The 17644-nt window shown below is 36.4% G+C and carries 23 protein-coding genes; 14 read left to right on the forward strand and 9 right to left on the reverse strand.

What is annotated here, in order from left to right; genetic code table 11:
- The first annotated feature begins 57 nt into the window (after positions 1 to 57).
- Together IEV35_RS12325 and IEV35_RS12330 are read left to right on the forward strand one after the other, a co-directional pair.
- Positions 58 to 597 (forward strand): sigma-70 family RNA polymerase sigma factor, encoded by a 540-nt coding sequence (locus IEV35_RS12325; protein ID WP_229740745.1) that lies wholly within the window; start codon positions 58 to 60, stop codon positions 595 to 597.
- Positions 572 to 1894, forward strand: coding sequence for a DUF4179 domain-containing protein (locus tag IEV35_RS12330; protein WP_188384958.1), 1323 nt, complete (start codon positions 572 to 574; stop codon positions 1892 to 1894). The genes IEV35_RS12325 and IEV35_RS12330 overlap by 26 nt, the downstream gene beginning before the upstream one ends.
- 99 nt (positions 1895 to 1993) lie before the next feature.
- On the opposite strand, the gene IEV35_RS12335 is transcribed toward IEV35_RS12330, so the two are convergent.
- From IEV35_RS12335 to IEV35_RS12345, 3 genes are all read right to left on the reverse strand, one after another.
- Positions 1994 to 2386: a DUF2178 domain-containing protein gene (locus IEV35_RS12335; RefSeq protein WP_188384959.1), complete on the reverse strand. Its 393-nt coding sequence runs from the start codon at positions 2384 to 2386 to the stop codon at positions 1994 to 1996.
- Positions 2379 to 2594 carry a helix-turn-helix transcriptional regulator gene (locus IEV35_RS12340; RefSeq protein ID WP_188384960.1) on the reverse strand — a complete coding sequence of 72 codons (216 nt, stop codon included), beginning with the start codon at positions 2592 to 2594 and terminating at the stop codon, positions 2379 to 2381. The genes IEV35_RS12335 and IEV35_RS12340 overlap by 8 nt, the downstream gene beginning before the upstream one ends.
- Positions 2595 to 2735: 141 nt before the next feature.
- Positions 2736 to 3557, reverse strand: a complete 822-nt coding sequence (locus IEV35_RS12345) for a sugar nucleotide-binding protein (protein WP_229740748.1) — start codon at positions 3555 to 3557, stop codon at positions 2736 to 2738.
- A 149-nt stretch (positions 3558 to 3706) separates the two neighbouring features.
- Between IEV35_RS12345 and IEV35_RS12350 the strand changes: the two genes are divergently transcribed.
- On the forward strand, positions 3707 to 4495 hold the full coding sequence (locus IEV35_RS12350) for a hypothetical protein (RefSeq protein ID WP_188384962.1): 789 nt from the start codon (positions 3707 to 3709) through the stop codon (positions 4493 to 4495).
- Between the two features lie 79 nt (positions 4496 to 4574).
- Here IEV35_RS12350 and IEV35_RS12355 read toward each other — a convergent pair whose 3' ends face one another.
- Positions 4575 to 5063 (reverse strand): pyridoxamine 5'-phosphate oxidase family protein, encoded by a 489-nt coding sequence (locus IEV35_RS12355; protein WP_188384963.1) that lies wholly within the window; start codon positions 5061 to 5063, stop codon positions 4575 to 4577.
- 172 nt (positions 5064 to 5235) lie between these two features.
- Here IEV35_RS12355 and IEV35_RS12360 point away from each other — a divergent pair, with 172 nt between their 5' ends.
- Complete coding sequence (locus IEV35_RS12360; RefSeq protein WP_188384964.1) at positions 5236 to 6006, forward strand: SDR family NAD(P)-dependent oxidoreductase; 771 nt, start codon at positions 5236 to 5238, stop codon at positions 6004 to 6006.
- A gap of 125 nt (positions 6007 to 6131) precedes the next feature.
- Here the strand turns inward: IEV35_RS12360 and IEV35_RS12365 are convergent, their stop codons facing one another.
- Positions 6132 to 6656, reverse strand: a complete 525-nt coding sequence (locus tag IEV35_RS12365; RefSeq protein WP_188384965.1) for a GrpB family protein — start codon at positions 6654 to 6656, stop codon at positions 6132 to 6134.
- A 226-nt stretch (positions 6657 to 6882) separates the two neighbouring features.
- Here IEV35_RS12365 and IEV35_RS12370 point away from each other — a divergent pair, with 226 nt between their 5' ends.
- From IEV35_RS12370 to IEV35_RS12380, 3 genes are all read left to right on the forward strand, one after another.
- Positions 6883 to 7068, forward strand: a complete 186-nt coding sequence (locus tag IEV35_RS12370) for a helix-turn-helix domain-containing protein (protein WP_188384966.1) — start codon at positions 6883 to 6885, stop codon at positions 7066 to 7068.
- 141 nt (positions 7069 to 7209) lie between these two features.
- Entirely contained in the window at positions 7210 to 7974 is a 765-nt protein-coding gene (locus tag IEV35_RS12375) for a DnaB helicase C-terminal domain-containing protein (protein ID WP_268237926.1), read from the forward strand.
- A gap of 219 nt (positions 7975 to 8193) precedes the next feature.
- Entirely contained in the window at positions 8194 to 8934 is a 741-nt protein-coding gene (locus tag IEV35_RS12380; RefSeq protein ID WP_188384968.1) for an SDR family NAD(P)-dependent oxidoreductase, read from the forward strand.
- Between the two features lie 959 nt (positions 8935 to 9893).
- On the opposite strand, the gene IEV35_RS12385 is transcribed toward IEV35_RS12380, so the two are convergent.
- Genes IEV35_RS12385 through IEV35_RS12395 form a run of 3 tightly spaced genes read right to left on the reverse strand, consistent with a single transcriptional unit; the run spans position 9894 to position 11755 of the window.
- Complete coding sequence (locus tag IEV35_RS12385) at positions 9894 to 10583, reverse strand: ABC transporter ATP-binding protein (protein WP_188384969.1); 690 nt, start codon at positions 10581 to 10583, stop codon at positions 9894 to 9896.
- Positions 10580 to 10960 (reverse strand): GntR family transcriptional regulator, encoded by a 381-nt coding sequence (locus tag IEV35_RS12390; RefSeq protein ID WP_188384970.1) that lies wholly within the window; start codon positions 10958 to 10960, stop codon positions 10580 to 10582. Before IEV35_RS12390 ends, IEV35_RS12385 begins: the two co-directional genes overlap by 4 nt.
- A 3-nt stretch (positions 10961 to 10963) precedes the next feature.
- Positions 10964 to 11755 (reverse strand): hypothetical protein, encoded by a 792-nt coding sequence (locus tag IEV35_RS12395; RefSeq protein WP_188384971.1) that lies wholly within the window; start codon positions 11753 to 11755, stop codon positions 10964 to 10966.
- Positions 11756 to 11992: 237 nt separating this feature from the next.
- Between IEV35_RS12395 and IEV35_RS12400 the strand changes: the two genes are divergently transcribed.
- Positions 11993 to 12316 carry a DMT family transporter gene (locus IEV35_RS12400; RefSeq protein ID WP_308419788.1) on the forward strand — a complete coding sequence of 108 codons (324 nt, stop codon included), beginning with the start codon at positions 11993 to 11995 and terminating at the stop codon, positions 12314 to 12316.
- 22 nt (positions 12317 to 12338) lie between these two features.
- On the forward strand, positions 12339 to 12686 hold the full coding sequence (locus IEV35_RS12405; protein WP_188384972.1) for a DMT family transporter: 348 nt from the start codon (positions 12339 to 12341) through the stop codon (positions 12684 to 12686).
- A gap of 8 nt (positions 12687 to 12694) precedes the next feature.
- Here IEV35_RS12405 and IEV35_RS12410 read toward each other — a convergent pair whose 3' ends face one another.
- Complete coding sequence (locus IEV35_RS12410) at positions 12695 to 13768, reverse strand: DUF3626 domain-containing protein (RefSeq protein WP_188384973.1); 1074 nt, start codon at positions 13766 to 13768, stop codon at positions 12695 to 12697.
- A 165-nt stretch (positions 13769 to 13933) separates the two neighbouring features.
- On the opposite strand from IEV35_RS12410, the gene IEV35_RS12415 reads away from it, so the two are divergent.
- The 5 genes from IEV35_RS12415 to IEV35_RS20395 all read left to right on the forward strand — a co-directional run bounded on the left by IEV35_RS12415 (position 13934) and on the right by IEV35_RS20395 (position 17370).
- On the forward strand, positions 13934 to 14488 hold the full coding sequence (locus IEV35_RS12415; RefSeq protein ID WP_188384974.1) for a sigma-70 family RNA polymerase sigma factor: 555 nt from the start codon (positions 13934 to 13936) through the stop codon (positions 14486 to 14488).
- Positions 14481 to 14915, forward strand: coding sequence for a PadR family transcriptional regulator (locus IEV35_RS12420; RefSeq protein WP_188384975.1), 435 nt, complete (start codon positions 14481 to 14483; stop codon positions 14913 to 14915). Before IEV35_RS12415 ends, IEV35_RS12420 begins: the two co-directional genes overlap by 8 nt.
- The gene (locus tag IEV35_RS12425; protein WP_188384976.1) at positions 14912 to 16237 is read left to right on the forward strand and encodes an FtsW/RodA/SpoVE family cell cycle protein; all 1326 of its coding nucleotides are present in this window, start codon (positions 14912 to 14914) and stop codon (positions 16235 to 16237) included. Before IEV35_RS12420 ends, IEV35_RS12425 begins: the two co-directional genes overlap by 4 nt.
- A gap of 69 nt (positions 16238 to 16306) precedes the next feature.
- Positions 16307 to 16444, forward strand: coding sequence for a hypothetical protein (locus IEV35_RS12430; protein WP_188384977.1), 138 nt, complete (start codon positions 16307 to 16309; stop codon positions 16442 to 16444).
- A 176-nt stretch (positions 16445 to 16620) separates the two neighbouring features.
- A complete protein-coding gene (locus IEV35_RS20395) occupies positions 16621 to 17370 on the forward strand; it encodes a peptidoglycan DD-metalloendopeptidase family protein (protein ID WP_188384978.1) in 750 nt (249 codons plus the stop codon).
- Positions 17371 to 17644: the final 274 nt, after the last annotated feature.

A 17644-nucleotide genomic window follows, 5' to 3' on the forward strand; every position in this document is an offset into this window, starting at 1 on the left:
TGGAAAATTCTAGCTGATTGGACCATTATAGTAAATATGAAGGGGAGGAGGGATGATATGTCTATCTTTAAAATGAGAAAGTTACCAGAAGAACACGATTCATTTGAGCAATTACTAGTAAATGAACAAAATAAACTTTACCGTATTGCCTACTCCTATGTAAGAAATGAGCAGGATGCTTTAGATATTGTACAGGATGCGATTATAAAAGGATACAAATCCTTTCACAAGTTAAAGGATAGAAGTCTGTTTTCAACATGGATGATTAGAATATTAATTAATTGTGCGCTAGACCATATAAGGCGTGAAAAAGTAGTCGTACCGTTTGAGGCTGACTGGTATATTCCTCATGTAAATGAAGTCAATCAAACTATTATGTCAATGGATATCTCCCATGTTTTTGACCAATTAAAACCCAATCAAAAAACGATTATACTACTGCGATTTTTCGAGGGATACTCCATACGGGAAATAGCGGATATTCTCGAAAAGCCAGAGGGAACAATTAAATCACAGTTACATAGAACACTTCAAATTCTGAAGAAAAAATTAGAAAGTGGAGGGGATGTTTATGGAGAAGCTTCATCAAGATATTAAACAGATGGTTGACCATGTCACCATTCCGGATGAAAAGCTACATTCAACAGTTCAAAATGCTTTACTTAAAGCAACGAAAAAAGAAAAGCAAACGCATATAAAGAAACATCACATCATAGCAGCTATTGCATCTATCTTTGTTATGGCATTTGGTGTTTTATTATTCCAATCGTATGAGGAGATTGCTAGTGGAGATCATTCGAAGAAAAGTATACTATTCCAAAATGGTGATGAAGGACTACAACGAATGGTTATGGAGGGGAAAGTACAAGATCTATCACTAGAGGTGGAGGATCAAGGAATCAAAGTACTGTTAAAGGAAGGATACATTGATAATAGTAAAATGGCAGTATCGATCCAAATTATTCCTGACTCTACTATTACGTTTCCTGAACATACTTCATTAACCTATGAATGGTTATTGGATGGGGAACCGATTGGACCACCTGGATCGGAACGGATTCCTACAGAAGAATTAATATCGAATGGATATATATATATAGACATATATACAAACTTTCCACCAACAGCAAATTTAGAGTTTCATATTTCCAAGATTAATGAGGTAGAAGGAAACTGGTCTTTTCAATTCCAATTAAGTAAAAATGAAGAGTTTATTGTGGAAAGTAATTTCGAGGTGAAACAAGATGCTTTCGGAAATTCATTACAAATTATTAGGGCTGAGCTAACCCCATCTGAACTTAATTTAGTAACAAATGTAAATCTGTTCTTAGATGAGGCAGTTTCAGGCTTTCAAGATTATAAACTTGCTATAGTTGGTGTTGGTTCTGATGGAGAAAGGTATATCCCCAGCCAAGTAATGAGTACTTTCTACGATACCCCAAGAGTTGATGGGAAACAGGGATTTTATCGAAACATGAAACTACCAAGAGGTGTTAATGTGTATTCCTATTTAATCGTTCCGTATATAATAACGTACCAAGGGGAAAAAGTTACTTCAGCATATGGGGAAGGCTACAATTATGATCACTATAGTGTACCATTTGCAGAAGATGAGATTATTGGAGCGGAAAATCCAATCAAAGTGGAAAAGATTAAGCAGGAATCGGATCGTACAGTTGTAACCTATGAGATGGATCTAGGTGTTCCAGAATTTCCTTATATTCACAACCGTGATACGGAAGAAATGACTTACCCAATTTCCTATAGAAGTGATGGTAGTACGATCGAGGTATCCTATCCCAAAATTGAAACAACGAAGGGACTAGAATTTTTCATGTATATAAAAACCTATCAGAAGTTCCCAGGACTTCAAACAGAAATCAACTTAAACTAGTAAGCGAGGAGGCGGTTCTTATGCTTCGATAGAGGTTTTACTACCTTACATTGAAGCGCAAGAACTGTCCCCGTGCTTCAATGTAATTTATGTATCATCTTATTTAAACTTCTTGGAATAGATAAATTCTGTAATCGGAAGAGTAACGATCGTTAAACCAACTACAATTAATAGGGGATAATTATCAATGTCATTAAAATTAGAGATACCTTCAGAAAGGACTAAAATTAAAGCTGCTAAAATCATTAATACAAAATATCCTATTTTAGCACTTTGGGCTTCAATATGTTTGTCCATTTCATCTTTCTCTCCACCACCTTCGTGGTTGCCCCAAGTAAGCATATTAAAAAGATAGGATAACGCAACAAAGCTAAAGAATATTCCTGCTCCATCAATCGTTCCAAACCGCAAATATTTGTATAATGTAAAACCTGCTACTATAGCAAAAACAATAAATGCAAAAAAAGCGATGACTTTTCGAGACTTATCCATGTTTTTTTCCTCCTTTATCTAATGGTATAAATAAATCTTCCATGACAACTCTTAAATTCTTTGCAATATCAAATGCTAGCTGTAAACTTGGGTCATATTTGTTATTCTCAATAGCATTAATCGTTTGCCTACTCACATTACATAATTCTGCTAGTTTCCCTTGTGAGAGACCGTTTTTTTCTCTGTACTCCTTAATTCTATTTTCCATTTCATATTCCTCCACATTTACAAAGGTGTAAAAAACCTTTTACACCTTAATGATACAAAAAGGCAAAGAGGGTGTCAAATATGTTTTACACTTTTTTGCCCTAAAAAGAAAAATAGTATGACGAATTTCCGTGGGAAACCATTAAACAGTCCGGAACTTCACATCTAGTAAACTTCTTGCTTTTTCTGTATTCAAAGAGCTATCTAGCGGTACAAATGGTTGCTTGGTAGGATCTATCTCTAGCGGTTGTATAGCACGTTCGTCATAGCCTAAATCTTTTAATCTTGTTTTATAAAACATATAATAGCTAGTCTTTTGATCCGGACCAACATGGATTATACCTTGGTAGTTCTTAATAGATAACTCTAGAATCGCATTTGCTAAATCTTCTACGTGAACAAATGTTTTATATAGATTAGAAGCTGCTAAAAAGACATTTTTATCTTGAATTTCCCTTAATACCCGTTGAGTTCGTTGCTCTATTTGATGATGGTAGTCCCTTCCATATAGAGGGCCAGTACGAATAATAACATGGTTTTTATGTAACTCTTGGGTTTTTGTTTCACCATGAATTTTTGCATTAACATATGTCGATAGGGCTGCATTTTCAGGAAATGGAGTTGGCTCATCTATCTCGGTATAGTTCCCTTTACCATCAAGGAATAGTGCGTCCGTAGATAGGAAAATAAGTTTTGCTTTTGGACTTAGCACAGATAGTAAATTAGTTAATCCAATATTAATTAAGATGTCTTCTTCATCCCTGCTCAGAAGCGTCCATACAACTACATCTGGAAGGAATTCACTTATTACTTGTTTAATAGAATCTATTTCCATTACATTCATTTCTATTATTTGAGGATGCTTATTAGTATATCTAGAGGTACCTAGTACATGAATCCCGCGTTCTTTAGCGAATCCAAATAAAGTGGAGCCTAGGAATCCTGTTGCTCCGATAATTAACATTTTCAAAGTTGATCCTCCTTTTTGGAAGTAACTGATTAGTAATGAGTGTTGCTACTTCTAAATATCATTTTATCATTTTGCCTTCTTTCTTTGTATGAGAATAATATACATGTAAGTGTGGAATAAACTAGTTAAGAGGGGGATATGAATTGAAGAGGTTAGGGGTGTTTAGTTTCATTGTGATGTTGTTATTTACAATTACAGCTTGTGCTTCCTCGGATAGCGAAGATAGTAAAAAAGAAGCAATGAGTGAAGAAACAAAGGAAGAAAAGAAGGAAAGTTCGGAAGAGGAATCAGAAACTGCGGAAGATAGTAGTACAGAATATGAAACCTGTAAAGGACTCCTGTTATCTGTTAGTCAAGAAATTGAAGGGGATGCTCTTGCGGAATGTGTTGTGGAAGCAATGCTTGTGCAGCAATCAGGCACGCAAATTGTGAAGAACGATAGTGGTATTACTACTATAGTGGATTTTCAATGGGTTCCTCATTTTTCACTGTCTGCATCAAATGGTGAATATTCTGTCATTCTGAGGGGAGATACCGGCTGGATGCAAACATTAGATGGAAGGTGGGTACAAGAGGACCTGAATAGTACACATCCAGAAACCAAAACGGCGAATGTCGTTATCCAAGGGTTTCGTACTTTTGTAGATCCACGTTTCATTGGCGAACTTCTAGGAAAGGTATCCAGTTGGACTGTTGTTGGGGAAAAGATTATTCCAGATAAAGATGCCTTTACAGATGTTGCATGGAAATTAATATCAGATGATGTAGTTGATATGGAAATTTCCACCATTTCAGATTTTGAACTTTATATAACAAATGACTATCTCGTTGCATATTTTGCTGCTACTGGAACAATGGGTGATATTAGCGCAAGGAATAGTAATACATTCACCCAATGGGGTAATGAAGTAGATATTCCGAATCCAGAATAGGTGGGCAAAGGGACGGTTCTCATGCTCCATTATTTAAGGTAAATTACCTTATTGTTAGTGCGAGAACCGTCCTCTTGCTTCAATCATCTAATTCAATCGTCTCATTAATATCCACTGACTCTGCATCTTGTCCTGTCATTCGTTTATAGAAAAAGGCAATATTCTTGAGAAGATTTCCTTGTTCCCAATATTCTGCTGCTTCAACGTGTACTTTTATCAAGATAATATTAGAATCATCATAAGTCGTTTGCATAATTTTTTCGTACATTTTGCTCCATAATTCTTTTTTCTTAGCCATGTCTTCCACAATCTCTGCTTTCCCACGAACAGAAACATACGATTTACCGACATAGGCAACATTCACATCTTGATTATGTAAGATTTCCTTATATTTATCCGTTTCTTTTTTGGTGAAGAACCATAGATCCCCATCAAATTCTACTTCCTGCGTCTTCATCGGACGAGAAACAAGTCCTTCTTCTGTAGCGGTAGTGAACATCGCGATTTCTACATCTTTAATTAATTCTCTTAATGTCTCAATATCTTCTTGTTTCAGTTTATTAGACATTCCAATCACCTCTTCAAGGTCTTATCCTGTCCGTAGGTTAATTTTTTATTCGTTATCTATTCGAGAAGATATATTTCTATCAATTCGACAATAATCTACTTTCTTTGACAACGTGGTTGGAAAGCGTTTCCATTAAATTGTAAGAAAATTCACTGCAAAGGGGAAACATCATATGAATAAATTTTCAGGTAAAGTAGCGATTGTTACAGGTGGAGCATCAGGTATTGGTTATGCTATTGTCAATCGTCTATTAAATCAAGGAATTAAAGTAGCTGTTGCAGATTTGAATGAAGATAGATTAAAAGAATTAGAAGAAGAACATAAAGGTAATTTAATTGGTGTTGTTACAAACGTAACGAAAGAAAAAGATATTGAAGCATTAGTACAAAAAACGGTTGATACATTTGGCGGATTAGACTATGGCTTTAACGTAGCAGGTGCATCTCGTTCAGCTCTAATCACTGATCAAAGTGAAGAAGATTGGGACTTTACCGTAGATTTATGTCTGAAAGGCGTATTCTTATCTGTTAAACATCAAGCAAGATACATGAAGGAACATGGTGGGGGAGCGATTGTTAACGTTGCTTCATTAAACGCACATGTACCAATGTTCTACGGTGCTGCTTACTCATCAGCGAAAGCAGGGGTAGAAATGCTGACGAAAAACGCTGCATTAGAACTAGCACAACATAATATTCGTGTAAATGCTCTATTACCAGGTTTAGTTTCTACACCTTTAACAAAAGGATTAACGGATCATGAAGGAATCAATGAAGCTTATAAAGAGCGTATCCCAATGAGACGCCCAGCAGATCCAGACGAAATGGCAGGACCTGCAATGTTCTTAGTAAGTGACGACGCTTCTTACGTCAACGGTACAGGATTAGTTGTAGATGGTGCATGGGAAGTTAGCGGTTATCCAGACCTAAGTAAATTTATGTAATAATTGATAGAGTTTAAAAAGTGCTAGAATTAGTTCTAGTACTTTTTTTATTTGCTTAATTTAACTTGAGATAGAGTGATATTATTGAAAGGCTGTTTATAGAGGCTATTCCTTCCATAACGGAATTAGTTATTCCTATTCTCTCTATACCAAACTAATGCTTTTTCTTCGATTTCTTTCACTAGTTGGTCTTTCCCATTTATATATGACTCCATATCGAGCGGGAATTGTTGCGATAATTTTTCCTTTAAATCACCATAACGCTGCTTATCCGTCTCATGCATTCTCAAATAATCTCTAAACGCTATGTGTCTGTCAATATCATCACTACCAACTTGGAAGATGTGTACATGATGGGTTCGCATGTCTCCACCTTTGCGAAAGTATCTCCGCTTTGGTATCCCGTTCTCTCCTTTAGGTTCATATCCTATGGCTTCCATCTCATGATTGAATTTATCCACTTCATCTATGTTTCGAACAACTGGCATGATGTCGATAATCGGTTTTGCTTTTAAGCCAGGGACGGACGTACTACCGATATGGTGTATAACAATAACCTCATCACCAAATATGTGCTTCAGTTTCTTTGCTTCTTCTGCAAAAAGGTGGGGCCAATTTTCATTATATGGATGTACTTCTACTTTTCTCATCGTAATTCCCCCTCAACTAAATACTCCATTTTATTTAAGTATATCATCCGACATCTTCAAATTGTGCTTTAAATCAACTAGGAACCTACTAAAATGAACTTCTACCAAACAAAACAAAAAATAATTTAAATAAATGCCCCCTTTTCCAACTCCACTTCGATTGTAACTATGAGAGGAGAAATCCTCCTATTACACCTGAACAAACATAACGAAAGGAGGCAATTAGTTGAAGCGACATACATTAACGGTAAAGGAAGTTGCTCATTATCTCGGTGTCCACACTGACACCATTTGCACGATGGTTAAATTAAAACAAATTCCCCATTTGAAACTGAGAAACCGAATTTTTTTCACAAAGGATTCTATTGATCTATGGATGCAAGAACAAGCTAAGAAAAGTTTTACGAAATAAAGGTAGGAAAGTAGGAATGATTGACTTGCGACTATAAAAAATAAAAGGAGCGTGTTTTAACTGAAACAAAAGAAGTCGATTCAAGATTATCTATATGAAATAGGAGAAGATTTAAATTCACTGCATAATGAGTCTCCAGGAATTAAAACCTCGTATAAAGAATTTGATGAAATGACAGGGGGATTGCAAAAAGGAGATTTAATTGTTCTTGCAGCACGACCATCTGTTGGAAAAACTACATTTGCTTTAAATCTAGTAACGAACCATTGTAAAAACGGAGGAGCATCCCTAGTATTTAGTTTAAGAAGGAGTACGGAAAATTTGTTGCAGCGGATCATTTCCAGTGAGGCAGAAATCAGTAGTCTAAAATGGAAGGGAAAGCCACTTTCTGGTAAAGATTATGAACGAGCTTACCGTGCGATTGGCGAAATTTCCAATTGGAATTTAGAAATATCCGATGAGACAAAATTAACAATAAAGGACATATGCTCCACGATAAGAAAATTTGTTACCGAAAACGATAACGAAAATCATTTAGTTCTCATTGATAATTTACAATTTATTACGCCTGTTTTTAGGAGACGGAGAGATTTAGAGATTGCGGAAATGACGAAGGAATTGAAGTTTTTAGCAATGGAATTAAATATTCCTATCATCTTGGTATCGCAATTAACAAGGGATGTTGAAACAAGACGGGACAAGCGGCCTCAAATGTTTGACCTAAGGGATTCTGGATCTATTGAACAAGATGCGGATGTTGTTGTATTTCTGCATCAGGAAAAATTTGATATACATTCGACTGAAGAAAAGAGCAGAATCGAAGTCATAATAGGTAAGCAGCGAAATGGTCCAACTGGAACACTGGAACTAGAATTTCATAAAGAGTATGGACGATTTGTTGGATAGGCATGGGCATGAAAATGAAAAACACATTCACTAATGTTAAAGTGAATGTGTTTTTTTACATGTAATGTCTTACGTCGGGCAGAATAACAAAGTGCGATTTATAATATAAATTGTAATTTTAAAGAGATGTATGATATATTATTACTATAAAAGTTTGTTAAACATTTCACAAATTATTATTCATAAAACTGCATGTATATTTTAAAGGAGTGACTTTAAATGCAAGGTAAAACAGCAATTATTACAGGTGGCGGTAGTGGATTCGGAAGAGAAACAGCTCTTAAACTTGCTCAAAAGGAAGCAAACATTTGTGTTGTGGACTTATCAAAAGAACATGGTGAAGAAACCGTGAACCTTTGCAAAGAAACAGGCGTTGACGCAATTTTTGTGGAAGCGGATGTTAGTAAAGTAGAAGATGTAAAACGATATGTATCTGAAACAATGAAGCACTTCGGGAAAATTGATATGTTCTTTAATAATGCTGGAATATCAGGCTCTGGTGTCCGTACATTGGAATGCTCTGAGGAAGAATTTGAAAAAATAATTGATGTAAACCTAAAAGGTGCATTTTATGGATTGAAATATGTTGTCAATGAGATGCTAAAAACAGGTGGCGGTTCGATTGTAAATACAGCATCATTAGGTGGTGTTGTAGGAATGCCAACGCTGGGACCTTATTCGGCAACAAAACATGGCATTATTGGTTTAACAAAAACAATCGCAGGGGAATATGGTAGGGAAAATATTCGTATCAATGCGATCGCTCCAGGTACAAACGAAACTCCAATGGTAAAAGCATTTCCAGCCGATGCGATTAAAGCAATGGCAGATGCCGTACCAATGGGGAGGTTAGGCCAACCTCATGAAGTAGGAAACGTCGTAGCATTTCTACTAAGTGATGAAGCATCTTACATTCATGGTGCAGTGATTTCAATTGATGGTGGATCAGCTGCGTTGTAATTTATTTAAAATCCAGTTTCCTCGGTGTGGAAACTGGATTTTTTGTGGATTAGTGGGAGGCTGAGGGGCTGGGGAATTGCGGTCTATCAACCAAACGGTGGTGTAATCAACTGAAATTTATGTTAATCAACTGATTTTTTGGAGTAATCAACCGAAACTCGAGTTGAATCAACCAAACTGGAGGGGGAATCGTCCGGAATTTTGGTTAATCTGCCAAACTCCGGTGTAATCGCCCGAAATTGCGGTTAATCTGCCAAACTCCAGTTTAATCGTCCGAAATTGCGGTTAATCTGCCAAACTTAGGTGTAATCGCCCGGAATTGCGGTTAATCTGCCAAACTAGGGTGTAATCGCCGGAACTTCCGTTTAATCTGCCAAACTCCGGTATAATCGCCCGAACTTTCGTTTAATCTGCCAAATTCCGGTATAATCGCCCGAACGTCCGTTTAATCTGCCAAACACCGGTGTAATCGCCCGAACTTCTGGTTAATCTGCCAAACTCAGGTATAATCGCCCGAACTTTCGTTTAATCTGCCAAATTCCGGTGTAATCGCCCGAACGTCCGTTTAATCTGCCAAACACCGGTGAAATCGCCCGAACTTCTGGTTAATCTGCCAAACTCAGGTATAATCGCCCAAAATTGCGGTTAATCTGCCAAACTCCGGTGAAATCGCCCGAACTTCCGTTTAATCTGCCAAACTTCGGTGTAATCGCCCGGAATCGCCGTTAATCTGCCAAACTCCGGTGAAATCGCCCGAACTTCTGGTTAATCTGCCAAACTCCAGTGTAATCGCCCGAATCCCGGTTTAATCTGCCAAACTCCGGTGAAATCGCCCGAACCCCCGGTTAATCTGCCAAACTCCGGTGTAATCGTCCAAACCCCGGTTTAATCTGCCAAACTCCCAAATAATCACCCAAACCCCAGCCCCAATCACCCAAAACTACCCAACGACTCCATCCCTATCCATAAATCTCTTCCATCCAATCAACAATCCCAATTTGTTTTTCTTCTCGAAGATCTTCCACGTTATGATGTCCAATGATAGACCCATCTTTAATCGCTACCACTTCATCTAGAATACTTTCGACTTCTCTAATTTCATGGGTAGTAATAAGGACAAGCTGTTTTTCTAAATCAATAAAGGAGATTAACCCTTTAACGATGGAATTACGGACCATTGGATCTAATCCTGAGAATGGTTCATCTAGTAAGATGACTGGAACATTTCTAGCGAGTGATAGAACAATTTTTAATCGTCCGCGGTTTCCTTTGGATAGATGTTTTGGTTTGCTCTTTGGGTCAAGTTTCATAAATTTTAATATTTCATACGCCTTATCCAGGTCGAAATCTTTGAATTGACTTGCATAAAATTCAATTGTTTTTTCTACGGTGAAGAATGAGTAATACTCATCAAGTTCGGATAAATAAGATACGGAATCTGCAATTCTACGTGTAACCAATTCACCATTCACCCTGACCTCACCTTTGGTTGGGTGTTTAAGTCCGGCAATTAGTTTTAAGGTTGTGGATTTTCCGCTCCCGTTTTCTCCGACAAGGCCAATCAATTTACCTACTGTCAGTTCCAAGTTAACATTGTCTAACGCTTTTTTAGAGCTGTATTTTTTCGTTACATTTGTCAATGTGATCATGCTTCATTTTCTCCCTTCTTACTTAAAAATTCACCTAAGCCAGATTGAATATCATCGTTTGTATAGCCCATTTCTTGCATTTCTTGGACAAAAATTGTAATGATTTCATTTTTCATTTCTTCGCGTATGGACCTAAGGACACCCTCGTCTTCGGTTACGAAAGTTCCTTGGCCACGCTTTGTTTCTACAATGTTCACCATCTCCAACTCCCTGTACGTCCGACTGACGGTATTTGGATTAACATTCACTTCCAATCCTGTTTCTCGAATTGATGGAAGCTTCTCACCTGGGCTAAGCTCTCCACTAATGATTTGTTTCTTGATGCGATCTGCCAGTTGTTGATAGATTGGCTTTTGTGAATGAAACATGTCTGCCATGTATTACACCTCAACTTTTCTTTCAATGATCCAACATGTTGCAAAGAACAGAGCAATTATTCCAATGATTTCCACTATAATATCCCCGATATAGATAAAGGTTGATTCAAGGAATGTGTCTCCAGAAGCAGACTGGCTATCGAAATCTACATTTAATTCAAAACCAACGAACATATCTTGAATCTTGATTTCTCCCCATTGGGTAAGTGTTTGATAGAATGATAAATCTGTAACTTTACCCAATGCCCATGATGTGAAGACGAATAGCAAAAACGTGATGACAAAACTTAAGAAATCATTCATCTTTTGGCTTAGGGTCATAAAGATAGACCAAAAGAATAGAAATACCGCAGCTACAAAAAGTGAGCTGAAAAGAAACATGATCAGCAATGTTCCAGTCAAATTAAACAAGGTCTGTTGATTAAACAAATCAGTTACTCTTTGGAAAAATATCACATTTAATGTGATGGAAGCAGCAAATGTAATAATCATATAAACGAAATTTGTAAAAATCTTTGCGGAAAGCAATCCAGAAATGGACATCGGATTATGAAGCCATAGATGGAGCCGTTTTCTTTCCGTATTTAAACTGTAAAATAAATAAAAAGCGAGTAAAAGTGTGTGAAGACTAGATGCAAACAAGGATACACCTAATAACACTTCATCTGCGTACCCAAAATTTCTGCCAATAAAATATCCACCGACCATAAACCCTACAAACAATACTGCTGCAATGATAAAAGCAGGTAAACTAAGTTTAAATTCTTTCTTCGTTAATGCTAACCAAGTATTCATTTTTCATCCTCCCAAAATCAATGTATTAGTGTACTAACCAAATAGTACACTAATACATTATTGCTGTCAACGGTAATTTGTGAAAATATCTGAAAATTAGTTAGGGACTTGGAAATACATGATAGAAAAACTGTCAATTCAGCTTGTGGATTGACTGCATAAAACTTGTTGTTTGCAGTTTGTTATTATACAATTCATATAAGTATAGATAAGAAAGAAGAGGAAATGGGGATCATCATGAATGCTTATGTAATATTAATTATTTCGATTCTCTCTGAAGTGTTTGGCAGCTCCATGCTTAAACTAACGAATGGGTTTAAAAAAGTTCTACCTACACTAGGAGTAGTAGCTGGATATGGTGTTGCATTTTATGGATTATCTTTAGCACTTAAGTATATTGAACTTGGAACTGCCTATGCGATTTGGTCTGGGTTAGGGACTGCACTTACTGCATTAGTTGGTGTTTTTGTTTATAAAGAAAGCTTTAATCGCAGAACTTTGTTAGGTTTATTACTAATAATCGGTGGAGTAGTGTTATTAAATATTGGTGAAACGTATTAACATTCTAGAAAGTAGGAGCGACATGAAAGGATATATTTTACTTGCGTTTTCTATTATTGGGGAACTATTTGGAACGACAATGCTAAAAATGTCAGAAGGGTTTACAGTGATGTTTCCATCTATCGGAGTTGTTGTTGGGTATGGACTGTCATTTTATTTCCTATCTTTATGTTTACAAACGATTCCATTAAGTGTTGCTTATGCAATCTGGTCCGGGATAGGTACAGCTTTAACGGCTATAATCGGTTACGTGTTGTGGGACGAATTTTTCGGTCTGCTTAAAATTATGGGAATCCTTTTCATTATTGGAGGGGTGGTTGTATTAAATACTTCTCAGCAGACAGAAAAAATAACCCAGTATGAAAACTGAGTTATTATCTACTTCCCGTATCGCACGAGTACATGCCACAGTAACTTTAGTTCCTGAAGAACCTCTTGATGGGTGCCACGATCCTCCCAGTTTTTAGGGTTTTGGTATAAATCCAGTACTGCTGAACCAATTAATTGTGCATTTATATCATTATTATTAGCAATACGTTTAGCTAATGAAGGCATGGTCGGGCCCCTGAAATCAGTCGGCACTTCATCTACAGAAAGTGTAAATCCCTGATGCCAATATAAATCGATGGAGTATGTTTGAGCAATTTTTTCTAATAAACTACCAATAGGCGTTCCTTGGAATGAAGGATCTGCAACAAGTATTTCTACATCATCTTGTAATGAAATGTCTCCATGGATCTGTGCTTCAACATAATGATTGAGGTTACGACTTGGTTTTTGTACGACTTGTTCAGACATTGGTAAGTCTATAGTTTTTAGTAGATGTTGAATCAACCGTGGTGGAGTTAGATTTCTTTCACCAATTGCACATTCACTTTGAAAAGAATCGGCTAAAAGTGTTGCCATAATCATTTCAAACGCTTCATAAGTTCCTTTTTCTTTTGGATCTTGATGAGAATCTAAGTAAGTAAATGTGGAACGGGTAGATACTTTTGGTGATAAAAGAAAATAACACGAGCCAAAACGTGGTGCTGGGCCATCTGCATGGGGCAAAATTTGTAATGCTCCATATTTTGGTCTCTCACTATTTTTTGTCCCTTCGATTTGGTATGCTCCTCCGAACAATCTTTTCTCCCAATTGTCTCGGTGTCCACCAGGATAAGCGGAGACACTTCCATTGGAAATTAGTGTTTCAAATTGGCTCTTGTATACCCCTTGGTCTAAGAGTGACTCAGCTACAGTTTTCATCGTGTTATCTAGTCGGTCGGGATGGAAGTGAAGACCAATTCTTGCTTTTCCTTTTAAATTATTCACTGCCTTTTCATACGTTGAAACAGAAATATTGGACATTTTTAGGATATGGTGAATCGTTGCTATTGCCTGTTGCTGATGATTTTTAGCATAGTTTGTAAAATGTTCCATTGCCATCTGTTGTGGTTTTGATAGATTCATTTTTTTACCCCCATTCCATACCTCATTTCCATAAAGTTCTACAAATTTGTTAGTTTCATATTAGCATAATATTCCAAAACAAAATGTAATCTCCCAAATAAAATTATTTTATCCAAACCATAAGTGACTCTGTTTCGTCTAAAATAGATGAAGAGGTGATACTAGATGAACGAGCTCGAGCAATCAATAACAATTGATGAAAATGTAATTGAAAAAGAATCTATGATTGAACAATTAATGGATGAATACGCAGACGGGATCTTGCATCTCGTATATACATATGTGAAAAATCGGACAACCGCAGAAGATTTAACGCAAGAGATTTTTATGAAGTGTTATGAAAAATATCACCAGTTTGATCATAAGGCTAATGTGAAATCGTGGGCATATAGGGTTGCGATTAATCATTGTAAAGATTATTTGCGAAGTTGGCATTACCGAAAAATCAATTTAAATGAAAAAATATGGGACTATATCCCTTCCAGGTCAACCAATGTGGAAAAAGAAGTTATTGAGAAAGAGGAGGGTGATAGCTTAGTAGATGCAGTGATGACCTTGCCGGTTATTTACAGAGAAGTTGTGTTTCTGCATTACTATGAGGAGTTAACACTCACTGAAATTAGTAATGTGACTTCCGTGAATATTAATACGTTAAAGACAAGGTTGAAGCGTGCGAAGGAGTTATTAAAAGATAAGTTAGGAGGATTACTTGATGAATAATTCATTATCCAACTTAAAGCGTTCGATGAAAGAGTCAGTCTTTAAGGAGTTTTCTTTTCCAGAAGAGAGAAAAAATGCTGTGAAAGAGGAAATTAATGGAAAACAAGCTAAACATCAACTCCATGCTTGGAAAGAAAAAACAATTATTGCAGTATTAGAAACGATACAGAACCAACCGAAACACGGGTTTGATATTTCAACCAATCTTTTTCAAAAACAGGATTTTGCCTTTAAGAGTAATGAAGGAGAACTATATGCACTGTTACACGTGCTTGAAAATAAATCGATAATTACTTCGACTTGGATAGAAGACAAGAAGTATTATTCCTTATCGAAAAAAGGAAAGAAACTATTAGTGACATATAAAGAAGAAAGCCCTAAACTATCACTCATATTGCTGGATATTATTCAGGAGGCGGCATTATGAGTGGAGCGAGGTTTAAAGAATTTCTTCTTAAAGTAACGTCTAAAGTAAAAGCAAAAGAAGCACATCCAATGATAGAAAAAGAACTGACGAATCATTATCACATGTTAAGCGAAACGTTTCAGGCAGATGGTCGATTGAAAGAGGATGCAGAGAAAAAGGCGATAAAAGAAATGGGCAACCCATTTACACTGGGAGAAAACTTAAATCGAATCCATAAACCGAAGATGGATTGGCTACTTGTTGTGTTGTTCGTCATCCTTGCGGCGATCAGTTTTCTACCGATCATGAACGGAGTCCCAGGCTTTCCAAACGATACTACCTATTTTATAAACCGACAAATAATTGGTTATACATTTGCTGTTCTAATCATAGGTGGATTACTATTTTTTGATTATCGAAAGTTACAGAATCTATGGATAGTCTTTTATGTTTTTGCTTTATTATTACATATATATACAGGCTTATTTGGTGTAACCGTGTGGGGTTCAAAGAACTGGATTCATATTTTGGGGATTTCTATTGATACCTCTATTGTAACGTTGTTTTTATTTTTCCTTGCTTGGGCAGGAATATTTAGCAAAATAAATAAGTTCTCTAGTTGGAAAAAGCAAGTTGTATTATTTTTTCTATTTTGGATACCAATTTTGTCTTATATAATGATTCCCAACTATGGTTTAATGACTATCTACTTTTTTACTATCATGTTGATGTTTCTCTTTTCTTCGGTTCATAAAAGATTAGCTATTCAGTTAGTAACCGTTAATCTAACTGCGTTTGTTATTTTCTTGACTGTATTTATCGCTTTACCAAGCAATGAATATATTTTTCAAAGACTTTCTGTTTTTCTAAACCCAACCATTGACCAAGCTGGTAACGGATATTGGTATCTCTTGCTTCAAGAGATATTCGCGCAGTCGGGATGGTTTGGTCATGGATTGGATGCGATTCCTTCAGTACCATCGATGCATACAGATTTTCCATTTCTATTTCTCGTACATACACTTGGCTGGGCATTTGGGATAATCCTTTGTCTTATTCTGCTGACGTTTATAGTACGTATTTCACGGAATGCCTTTAAAACGAAGGATTTATATGGGAGATTATTAGTCATTGGTGGTACAACATTATTTGCTGTACCAACTTGTTGGAATATTTTAATGGGGTTTGGGTTATTACCGATTACCAAGATGTATCTTCCTATCATCAGTTATGGAAACACCATGTTAATTATTTACGCTGCAATTATTGGTTTAATACTAAGTGTATATCGTAGAAAAGATTTGGTAGAACCGACGATTAAAATGCAAAAGACAATTAAATAATTGACCAGCATATGAAAAATAAGATTAACGAATAATAAGAGGGAATAGTCAACAAAAGGAGGAGCCTATATGCAACAAAAGAAGTTCCAATTGCAACGGGGTTATGCTGGAACAGATGCAAAGAAAGTAAGGAAGGAAATTCAAGAAGATTTAAAACGGGGACAAGGTGCCATGACTGCTCGAGAAGCAGGGGCAATGCGAGATTGAAAAAAATGTTATAATGGCAAACAGGTTCATCGTCCGGTTTTTTTTGGGCGATGGACCTGTTTGTTTTTAAATGGAATGGATTATGTATGGGTTAATGATTGGATTGTCGCTAAGGAGGTAATTGACTATACGAAAATTGTTACTCATTAATAATATAAATTAGGAGGTGGCTTATAATGCCATTTGAAAATTATAGAGTAACAAGTCCGTATGGCTATCGAACAGACCCAATTACTAGAGACGGAAAATCTTTTCACGACGGGATAGATCTAGTTAAAAGACATAGAGCGCCAATTCAAGCGTTTATTGGTGGGGTAGTAATTTACGCTGGGAATGGTGCCCCTGGAACTGGAGTAGGTGGTTACGGGAATGTAGTAGTTATTCGAGATAAAAACAATCGTGCCCATGTATATGCACATTTAGATAGTGTTGCTGTTAGAAAAGGACAGACTGTCGAACGAGGCCATATAATTGGTAGACAGGGAGCAACTGGTAATCGTGTAACTGGATCACATTTACATTATGAGATTCGAAAGAAATCAAGTCCTTCTCTTGGATGGATTCAAGATCCTCAAGCTAGAACCTTAGACCCAACAAAGTACTTGAGAAATTACTACTCAACTGTTAATACTAATAAATCTATTTCCCAAATGGCTGATGAAGTTATTGCTGGTAAACATGGAAATGGTCATGAAAATAGACGAAAATCACTAGGTATTAGTCAAGCAGAATATGAGAAAGTTCGAGCGTTGGTAAATAGTAGAACAGGAACCCCTAGCAATAAACCTAAAAAAACAATCAGTCAGATGGCAGAAGAAGTTATTAAAGGTATGCATGGAAATGGTCACGATAACCGTAGAAAGTCGCTTGGGATTAGCCAATCTGAATACGAAAAAGTAAAAGCTGAAGTAAACAGACGTATATAATAATAGTTAACTGTCGAACAAAAAGAAACAACCCATCCCGTATGGGTTTGTTTTTTTGATACTTATTCCTCGTGTTGGAGAATCTAGACCGCTTAAGATTTAATCAATATAACGGTTATTAATTGGATAATAAAGTAAAATTAATAAAGACTCATTTATTTTTTGCTATTATCATCTATGTGCAATAATGGGGGAATAGAGGGTGGACTAACTCAACCTTTGAAGGGGAAGAGCTGAGGAATCCTTTAAAGTAATCAATTTCATGTAAAGAAAA

This window comes from Ornithinibacillus halotolerans (assembly GCF_014637405.1).
GTDB classification, from domain to species: domain Bacteria; phylum Bacillota; class Bacilli; order Bacillales; family Amphibacillaceae; genus Ornithinibacillus; species Ornithinibacillus halotolerans.